Annotated in this window: 9 protein-coding genes and 1 pseudogene; 4 read left to right on the top strand and 6 right to left on the bottom strand. The window is 62.0% G+C overall.

What is annotated here, in order from left to right; genetic code table 11:
• On the bottom strand, positions 1 to 1,397 hold a 1,397-nt coding region (locus tag AB4Z11_RS13705; protein ID WP_442025802.1), incomplete at its 3' end, for a TonB-dependent receptor plug domain-containing protein.
• 331 nt (positions 1,398 to 1,728) lie between these two features.
• Between AB4Z11_RS13705 and AB4Z11_RS13710 the strand changes: the two genes are divergently transcribed.
• From AB4Z11_RS13710 to AB4Z11_RS13720, 3 genes are read left to right on the top strand one after another with little or no spacing between them, the layout of a single operon-like run.
• Positions 1,729 to 2,106: a BlaI/MecI/CopY family transcriptional regulator gene (locus tag AB4Z11_RS13710; protein ID WP_442025803.1), complete on the top strand. Its 378-nt coding sequence runs from the start codon at positions 1,729 to 1,731 to the stop codon at positions 2,104 to 2,106.
• Positions 2,103 to 3,383 carry a TonB family protein gene (locus AB4Z11_RS13715; RefSeq protein WP_442025804.1) on the top strand — a complete coding sequence of 427 codons (1,281 nt, stop codon included), beginning with the start codon at positions 2,103 to 2,105 and terminating at the stop codon, positions 3,381 to 3,383. The genes AB4Z11_RS13710 and AB4Z11_RS13715 overlap by 4 nt, the downstream gene beginning before the upstream one ends.
• Positions 3,368 to 4,114, top strand: a complete 747-nt coding sequence (locus tag AB4Z11_RS13720) for an SIMPL domain-containing protein (protein WP_442025805.1) — start codon at positions 3,368 to 3,370, stop codon at positions 4,112 to 4,114. The genes AB4Z11_RS13715 and AB4Z11_RS13720 overlap by 16 nt, the downstream gene beginning before the upstream one ends.
• 3 nt (positions 4,115 to 4,117) lie before the next feature.
• On the opposite strand, the gene yghU is transcribed toward AB4Z11_RS13720, so the two are convergent.
• The 5 genes and pseudogenes from yghU to AB4Z11_RS13745 all read right to left on the bottom strand — a co-directional run.
• Positions 4,118 to 4,966, bottom strand: coding sequence for a glutathione-dependent disulfide-bond oxidoreductase (gene yghU, locus AB4Z11_RS13725; RefSeq protein ID WP_442025806.1), 849 nt, complete (start codon positions 4,964 to 4,966; stop codon positions 4,118 to 4,120).
• Between the two features lie 33 nt (positions 4,967 to 4,999).
• Complete coding sequence (locus AB4Z11_RS13730; protein ID WP_442025807.1) at positions 5,000 to 6,160, bottom strand: MFS transporter; 1,161 nt, start codon at positions 6,158 to 6,160, stop codon at positions 5,000 to 5,002.
• 1 nt (position 6,161) lies between these two features.
• On the bottom strand, positions 6,162 to 6,722 hold the full coding sequence (gene pnuC, locus AB4Z11_RS13735) for a nicotinamide riboside transporter PnuC (RefSeq protein WP_442025808.1): 561 nt from the start codon (positions 6,720 to 6,722) through the stop codon (positions 6,162 to 6,164).
• A 3-nt stretch (positions 6,723 to 6,725) separates the two neighbouring features.
• Positions 6,726 to 7,484, bottom strand: coding sequence for a hypothetical protein (locus AB4Z11_RS13740; protein ID WP_442025810.1), 759 nt, complete (start codon positions 7,482 to 7,484; stop codon positions 6,726 to 6,728).
• A 69-nt stretch (positions 7,485 to 7,553) separates the two neighbouring features.
• Positions 7,554 to 7,937, bottom strand: a pseudogene (locus AB4Z11_RS13745) (peptidase M48 family protein); the annotation flags it as partial.
• 169 nt (positions 7,938 to 8,106) lie between these two features.
• On the opposite strand from AB4Z11_RS13745, the gene AB4Z11_RS13750 reads away from it, so the two are divergent.
• Positions 8,107 to 8,942: hypothetical protein (locus tag AB4Z11_RS13750; protein ID WP_442025809.1), on the top strand; the 836-nt coding region annotated here is incomplete at its 3' end.

Genomic DNA, 8,942 nt, shown 5'->3' on the forward strand with positions numbered 1-8,942 from the left:
GTGGTCAGCGTCGAATCGGCCGGACGCAGCGTGGACAGGCGCAGGCGGTTGCGCACTTCTTCGCTATTCTTCGACTGATCCGCGAAGTTGTAGCTGCCGTCGGCCAGCACCTTCTCAAATTCGTAGCGATTGACGAAGTTCTGCACGGTCTCTTTCAGCTTGCTGCCGGAGCGGCCAATCGAAACGTCGTAATCCCAGCCGGACCATGCGCCCTTCACGCCAGTCAGGGCGCGGTAGAAGTCCACCTTGTCCTGCTTCATGCGCGGGCCAAGATCGAACAAGGTCGCGTTAAACGGCAGCGGCGTGCTGCCCGGATTATTCGGATGGCCGACCGGCAGCACCACATTGATCGTATCCAGCGCCTGCCTGCCATTGTTCCATGCGCGCAGGCCGCTGCCCACCGTCAGCGGCGCGCTGAAAGTTTCGTCGGCGTGCGAATAGCCGTACAGGACTTCCGCATAGGCCTCGGTGTTCTCGTTCAGCTTCAGCGTCCCGCGCAGCGATGTGTGGACGCGCTCCACGCCTGGAATCAGGGTGCGGAATTCGGCCGGGTTATAGGCCAGTACATTGCCCGTCTTGCCCGGCGTGATGTCGCCGTAAGGCTTTACCTGCAAAGGCCCTTGCGCACCACCGAGGAACCGGGTCGGATCGTTGCCGACGTAATTGGTCGGCACCCAGGCCAGCGTGCCGTTCGCATTGCCGCGGAAATCGGAATCGCGCATCCACGACACATCGCTTTGCTGCAGCTTGTCGCGCTTCAGCGCATCCAGCGAGAACACGATGCTCCAGCCTTTTTCATCCAGGCTGCCGAAGCCTGTCTGCAGCATGGCGCTGCGCTCGACCTGGCCCGTGCCCTGCGTCGAACTGCCCACTTGCGCACTCACTTCGGTGCCGGTGAATTCCTTGTAGAGGATGATGTTCACCACACCCGCCACGGCGTCCGAACCGTACACGGAGGACGCGCCATCCTTCAGCACTTCGATGCGCTGGACGGCCGCCATCGGCAGGCTATTCAGGTCGACGAAGGTGTCTTGCAAATCCTGCGCGGTCGCATAGCTTGCCACGCGCTTGCCGTTCACCAGGATCAGCGTGTTTTTCTGTCCCAGGCCACGCAGCGACAGGCCCACCGTACCGGCCGAGAAGCTGCCCGTGTATTGCTCGTTGTAGCTGTTCCCGCTGTTGGCGGAAATGGTGCGCAGGATGTCCGCGACGTTGGTCTTGCCGGTAGCGGCGAGATCCTTCGCGCTGAACACCTGCACGGCGCTGGCGCCCTCTTTCTGCGCGGTGCGGATATTCGAGCCGGTAACGACAACGCGCGCCAGTTCCTCTTCCTGCGCAGCGGCGATTTGCGGGAATGCGGCGGCAATGGCCAAAGTGATGCTGAGTGGTTTGATCATGTTTTTCTCTTGGTGGAAAGTGGATGTGCGCGGCCACGCCGTCCTTGTGGGACAGTGTTTTTACGCGAACGGGGTACTGCGGGGGTCAGGTACGGCGGCACATGTACGGCACCATGCAGGGCGGCGCGTACAGGATGTTGGACTGGGAGATGTGGCTGGAATAGAACATTAGTGAACTATATCCAAGGATTTTCATTTCTGAAACGAATTAAAACGCGATTGCTTATACCTAAAACCACATATAGACAGCATTGTCTATAAATCGCCACAGCCTGCAGCGTTAGCAAACAAAGAAGTATACAAGTTTGTCTAGACAGACTATTCTGGACTTATGARCACGCCACCTAAACCGACTCCAGCGGAACTGGACCTGCTGCAATTCATCTGGCCCCTCGGCGCGGCAACCGCCAAGCAGGTGCACGAATCCATGCTGCAAGAGCGTCCCGACATCGCCTATGGCACCGTGCTGCGCCTGATGCAGATCATGCACGGCAAAGGCCTGCTGATACGCGACGAAAGCCAGCGCTCTCACATCTACGCGCCCGCCGTCGGCAAGGAAGCGATGCAGACCAATATGCTGCAGGACCTGCTGCAGCGCGCCTTCTCCGGCTCGGCCAAGGCGCTGGTACTGACGGCTCTGCGCAGCGGCATCAGCAAAAAGGAACGCGAAGAAATCGAGAAGCTGCTGAAAGACGGAGACCAGCAATGAACGCGGCCATCGTCGAAGCGATCGGCTGGGCGCTGGTGCACTTCGTCTGGCAAGGCGGACTGATTGGCGCTGCCGCCGCGCTGCTGCTCGTACTGCTGCGCCGCGCACCGGCCTCGCAGCGCTATCTGGTCGCGTGCGTCGCGCTGCTGATGTGCGCCGCGTGGCCTGCTGCCAGACTGGCCCTGCGCCTGTCCGCGCCCTCCTCCTCCGCCGCCGTGTTGGGGGCGCCTGGCAGCGGCGCCRCGGCCTTCGGCCCGCTGGCCAGCTTCAGCGCCGCATGGCTGGCCGCCCTGCGCGCGCATCTCACCGGCGTTGTCGTGTTCTGGCTCGCCTGCATCGTCGCCCTGAGCGCCCGCTCCGCGCTTGGCCTGTTGTGGATCGAGCGCGCCGCCCGCCGCGGCAACATCGACGTGCAGTGGCAAGCCCGCCTGTCGCTAATGGCCGATCGCTTCGGCATCAAGCGTCCCGTGCGCCTGCGCATCGTGCATACGCTGGCGAGCCCATTGACGGCCGGCTGGTGGCGCCCAGTCGTGCTGGTGCCGGGCGCCCTGCTGACCGGCATGCCTCCTGAATTGTTGGAAGCCCTGCTGGCCCACGAACTGGCACACGTAAGGCGCCACGACTACCTCGTAAACCTGCTGCAGAACGTGATCGAGATCCTGCTGTTCTATCACCCCGTGGTGTGGTGGCTGTCGCGCCGCATCCGCAGCGAACGTGAATTGATAGCAGACGAATTAGCCGCAAGACTGTCCGGCGAACCGCGGCGCCTGGCCCTTGCACTGTCCGAACTGGAAAAACTCCAGTTCTCCCACCACCACCTAGCCCTTGGGGCACATGGAGGAGATTTGATGGTACGCATTAAACGCCTGGTTCAACCTGAACGCAGCTCCAGCAACTGGAAGGCCGTCATCGCGGTATTCGGCCTCGCCGCAATCACAGCCGGCTGCAGTATCGCCAACGCGACGTCGGAAGCCAATGCACCAATTATCGTGGATAAGCCTGAGCAGCGTGCTGTCGTGGACTTCAAGTCCTGCTCAAAACCCGAGTGGCCGGCGGCCGATCTCAACGCCAGCCATACGGGCGCTGTCGTGCTGCGCTTCCTGATTTCCAAAGAGGGCAAAGCGCTCGATTCCGCCATCGTTAAATCGAGTGGCTACCCCGGACTTGACCAAGCGGCGCAGGAAGGCATCGCAAAATGCCACTTCTCGCCTGCCGTCAACGAAGGCAAGCCGGTCCAGTCCTGGACCCAGATGCAATACGTTTGGCTGCTGAACTGATGCGCCGCGCGCTGGCCGCCTGGATGCTGTGCAGTGCACTTGCTGCACAGGCATCGACTCTACCCGAGTATCCCTTCGTCTCCACCAGCGGCCGCGCGCAAACCTGGCTGGCACCGGATATCGGCGAACTGCAATTTGAAATCGGCGCACAGAACGTGATGACCGACGCAGCGAGCGCCGATCTGGACAACCTGGCAGCGACCGTACAAAAAGTCCTCGCCGCGCACACCATTCCGGACACGGACGTCGAAAGCTTCGAGCTGGGTAAGAAATCCGTCACGCTAGCGCAAGCGGCTGCAGACGGCGCCACGCAAGCATGGCTGCTTAGCCGCCAGTACCGTGTGCAGGTGCGCGATCTGTCGCAATGGGGTGCCGTGCTGACCGAACTGCTTGCGCTCGACCACCTGGACAGCATCAAGATCGCCTTCGATCGCACTGACCGTGATCGCATCAATAAGGACCTGATGGCGGATGCGGCAAAAGATGCGCGGACAAATGGCGAACTGCTGGCTGAATCCTTCGGCCGCAAGCTGGGACCGGCGACGGCTATTTCGCGTGCTCCGCTTGAGAAGGTTGGCGCGCCCTACCTCGCGCCACAGGAGCCTGCGCCGCGCTATGCACCGCGCGCCAGCGCCAGCTATTCCGTCAGCCCGGCGAATGTGGCGCAGTATCTGGTGCCCATATCGATACCATTTGGCCAGTCGGTCAACGCCATCTTCCGGCTGAAGTAGCGGTCATACCGGCGCCAGCTTGTCCTGTGTCTTCGTGTCGAAATCGCTGGCGTCGTGACGTTCATGCAGTTGCTGGGACGGCTCGCCGGTAGTGCGATTGACCATGCGGCCGCGCTGGACGGCCGGGCGGGCCAGCAGAGCGTCGRCCCAGCGCAGCACGTTTTTGTATTCGTGCACGGACAGGAACCCGCCGCCGTTGTATAGCCATCCTTTGACCATGCCGCCCATCCAGGGAAAGATGGCCATGTCGGCGATGGTGTATTCGGGACCGGCCACGTATTCGCTTTCGGCCAGGCGGCGGTTCAGCACATCCAGCAGGCGCTTGGTCTCCATTGCATAACGGTTGATGGCGTATTCGATCTTCTCCGGCGCATAAGCGTAGAAGTGGCCGAAGCCGCCGCCGACAAAGGGCGCGCTGCCCATCTGCCAGAACAGCCAGGACAGGCACTCGGCACGTTCCGCGGGTTCGGCCGGCAGGAAGGCGCCGAATTTCTCCGCGAGATACATCAGAATCGCGCCGGATTCGAACACGCGCACCGGCTGCGCGCCGGAGCGGTCCACCAGTGCAGGGATCTTGGAATTGGGATTGGCCTCCACAAAGCCGCTGCCGAATTGTTCGCCGTTGATGCGGATCAGCCAGGCGTCGTACTCGGCGCCGGTATGGCCCAGCGCCAGCAGCTCTTCCAGCATGATGGTGACCTTCTGGCCGTTGGGGGTGCCCAGCGAATACAGTTGCAGCGGATGGCGGCCGATCGGCAACTCCTTCTCGTGCGTGGCGCCGGCGATGGGACGGTTGGTGCCAAAGCCCTGGTTATTCCAGGTCCAGACTTCGGGAGGGGTGTAATCAGACATTCGAATCTCCAGCATCAAGAGCAGCTGGCCATTCTACTTCTTCGAGAAAAACAGCGCAGYGAGCGATACGAAACTGAGCGCGGCGCCAGTGAGGAAGGTCACCGACGCGCCAAAGTGGTCCCACAGCAGGCCCGCAATCACGCTGGCGAACAGCATGGCGATGCCACTGGCGAGGTTGAAGAAGCCGAAAGCCGTGCCGCGCAAATCATCCGGCGCCGCATCGGCCACCATGCGCGCCATCAGGCCCTGTGTGATGCCGAGATGGATACCCCACAGCGCAACGCCGCACAGCAGCACCGGCCAGCTGCCGTCCACCGACAGCACGAGGTCGGACGCCACCAGCACCGCCAGCCCCAGCGCCAGCAGCTTGCGGTGATCGAAACTGTCGGACAGTTTGCCGAAGGGGTAGGCGCTGACCGCGTAGAAAATGCTCATCGCCACCATCACCAGCGGCGTCATGGCCAGCGGCACGCCGGCCTGCTGGGCGCGCAGCACGAGGAAGGCTTCGCTGAAGCGCGCCAGCGTGAATGCGGCGCCGAAGATGGTCACCCACCAGAAAGCGCGCCCCAGGCGGCGCAAGGAATCGAGGTTCAGATGCGGCCGGTCCTCAGGCTTGGTCGGCGCGTTCGGCTCGGTGACGCCCATGACCAGCAACGCCACCGACGCCACGGCGGGCACGCAGGCGACCCAGAACACGGCGCGGAAATTGTTGGCCCAGGCCAGCATCAGCACCACGGCAAGCGATGGACCAAGCACCGCACCTACCGTGTCCAGCGCCTGCCGCAGCCCGAAGGCCGCACCGCGAATGGACGACGGCGTGATGTCCGCGATCAGCGCGTCGCGTGGCGCACCGCGCATGCCTTTGCCTATACGGTCCAGCAGACGTGCCGCCACAACCATGCCGTAGGCGTTCGCCAGCGCAAACAGAGGCTTGGTGGCGGCCGCGAGGCCATAGCCAAACGTCGCCAGCGCCTTGCGCTTGCCCAGCCGGTCGCTCAGCACGCCCGACACCACTTTGACGATCAAGGCCGTCGCATCCGCCAGGCCTTCGACCAGGCCGACCAGCGACACACTGGCGCCCAGCGGACCAACCAGGAACAACGGCAGCAGGCTGTGAATCATTTCCGAAGACACGTCCATCAGCATGCTGACCAGGCCAAGGACCCACACGCTGGACGGTATCTTCGCAGTCATGCTACGCCGCCTGCATCTGCCGGCGCCACCAGCGCCATGAAACGATGGCGTTGATCCAGTACGCCGCGTACAGCGCCGAAGTCAGATACAGCCCGCGGCTGGCATACAGCGGCACGGACACCGTATTCACCAGTATCCACACCGGCCAGCTTTCCACGCGACGCCCCATCAGCAGCACCTGCGCAATGATGGAAAACATCAGCACCGAGGAGTCGATAAACGGCGCATAGGCATTGGTGAAGTGCTTCAGCATCAGCCCATACACCACGGTGGAGCCCACGCCGACCAGCGCCATCCACATCAGCGTGCGCGGATTGGCGGAGGTCACGTGCAAGGCGCTGCCATGGTCGCCGCGCAGCCACTGCACCCAGCCGATCACGCAAGTAATGATGAAGAACAATTGCAGCGCCACGTCCGCATACAGCTGGGTGGAATAGAACAGCACCGCGAACATCGCGCAGCCGACAATGCCCAGCCACCAGGAGTGGATATTGTTGCGGCCCGCGAGAACGATCGATACAGTCATCACCGCATTGGCGGCCAATTCGAGTGGGGGCACCATCCCTTAATTACCTCTGCATTCGGCCGGCAGCAAATGTGCCGGAATCTGGGAACTGCCGCACAGCCAGGACAGCTTGTTGTCCGCGCCCTGCACCGGCACAAAAGCAATCGCCTTGCTGCGCCATTCATAGGCGGACGGGAACACGCGCACGACGCCACTGGCGTCCAGCTGGACATCCACCACGGCGCGGTCCGGGTCATCCAGCGCGTAACCCGCCTGGGCCAGGCTATCCGGATTGCGGCCATTCACATAATAGTAGCGTTCCACGGCGGCCGTCGCATCTTTGCCGACTTCAACGGCGCTCGCGATGCGCTGCTGGTCGCGGTTCTCGCGGTAGCCCGGCAGCAGCCCGGTGCCCAGAACGCCCAGCAAGGCAATCGCCACCAGCAGGCCGCCGGCGCCGCCGACCACACCGGTGCGCGGCACGAACAGCGCCAGCACATATGCCAGCGGATGACGCGATGGCACTTCGATACGCCGTCCGGCGGCCAGTGCATGTATGGCTGCGACGCGCTTGACCAGCCAGGGCTTGTCCGACACCAGTTCATGAAACGACATCCAGAATCCCGCCGACTCGCGCGCCTGGCCGGCGTAGGCGGTGAGCGACAGTTGCTGACGGCGGCGGCCGCATGCCGCCAGCACGGCCAGTCCCTGTTCGGCGCTGTGCAAATCGTCGCAGGCGAGGAAACCGTGGCGGTCGCAGGTATATTCCCTGGCCCGCGAATAAGCCGCGCCAAGCAGCGGCAGCACGGCCGATGGCATTAACAATGACGCCCAGCGCATATGCCGCAGTTTGATATGGCCGATTTCATGGCCAATATAAAAATTGATGGCGTTGGGTTTATCTTCAAGCGCTTCCACAATAGCGCTATCAAGGATGATAAAACGATCGGACAGAATACGCGCGGCCAGCGCATCCAGTCCGCCRCGCGGCTGCAGCAAATAAGCGCAGGGATTATCCAGCAGCCCAAGGCGCTCGCAGCAAACGTCGACGCGCGCCCGCAAATCGGGGAACTGCTGATAGGTGATTTTGACGGCAGTACCTTTGACCCATGCGCCCAATGCAGAACGGATAAATACAAAGGTCAATATCAGAAATGCCAAAATTAACATTCCAGCAAAAGGAGCAATGACAATCAAGGCGCCCCAGAATAATAGGGCCAACCCCAGCATCAGGCCAAACAAAGTGCGCTCGGTTTTATAGATCAGCTCCATGAGCCGGCATTTTAAATTAGTTTATTAAAAATTAAAACGCACGGTTTCTTTCATTTACAAATTAATTAAGCCGATACCATCTGATACCGAACTGAGACGATACTGGACTGTTGCCCTTCAGGGCGGCACGGGATACTGGCAATAAGTCGCAACGCAACGGAATACCGCCATGACCACCATGCCCATCGTCGCCAACATCCCCACCCCGGCCCTGCCCCATGCACGCCGCTTCAGCAGCGTGCTGCCGATGAACGAGGTGCTGCAAGTGGGTGATCTCATCGTCTCCGACAACGGCCTGTTCTTCGCCACCCTGCGCGAGGATGGCTGTTTCGCCATCTATCGCGGCATCGACGATACCGATCCCGATGCCCTGCTGTGGGAGAGCACCAGGAAGCCGGCCGAGGGTCCCTTCTTCGCCCTGGTGCAAGGCGATGGCAATTTCTGCATCTATCAGGGCACGGACCTGGAACACAACGCTGGCTGGCATTGGGGCAGCCAGATGACGGCCAAGGGCAACCGTTTTTACGGCACCCTGCAGGACGATGGCAATTTCTCCATCCGCAAAGGCAGCAGCCCGCAGGACAGCTGTGGCCTGATCTGGGCCAGCGGCGCTACCGACCGGGTGGAAAGCATCGTCGAAGTGCTGCACATCGAATACGAACTGGAACAGGCCTGCGTGCTGCGCACCAGCCCTGCCAGCCTGTATAGCGAAACCATCAACAACACCCGCGAAGCGCAGGAAACCCACCGCGTGCTGGGCGCCATTGCCGTCACCGAAACCACGGCATGGACCAACGCCATGAGCGCGCGCTACTGCGCCGACAGCCACTTCCGCGCCCCCGTCCCCATCATGGACGGCGACGAATTCCGCCTGTGCGACGAGGCCAAACGCTATGAGCCGAACGGCGCCCAGACCAGCACCCGCAACTGGGGCTTCAATACGCCGGTCTGCGTGGAAGCGCAAACGGCAGTGCGTGCGGCCATCGCCGTGACCTACTCCACCAT

This window comes from Pseudoduganella sp. RAF53_2 (assembly GCF_052113985.1).
Taxonomy (GTDB): Bacteria; Pseudomonadota; Gammaproteobacteria; order Burkholderiales; family Burkholderiaceae_D; genus Rugamonas.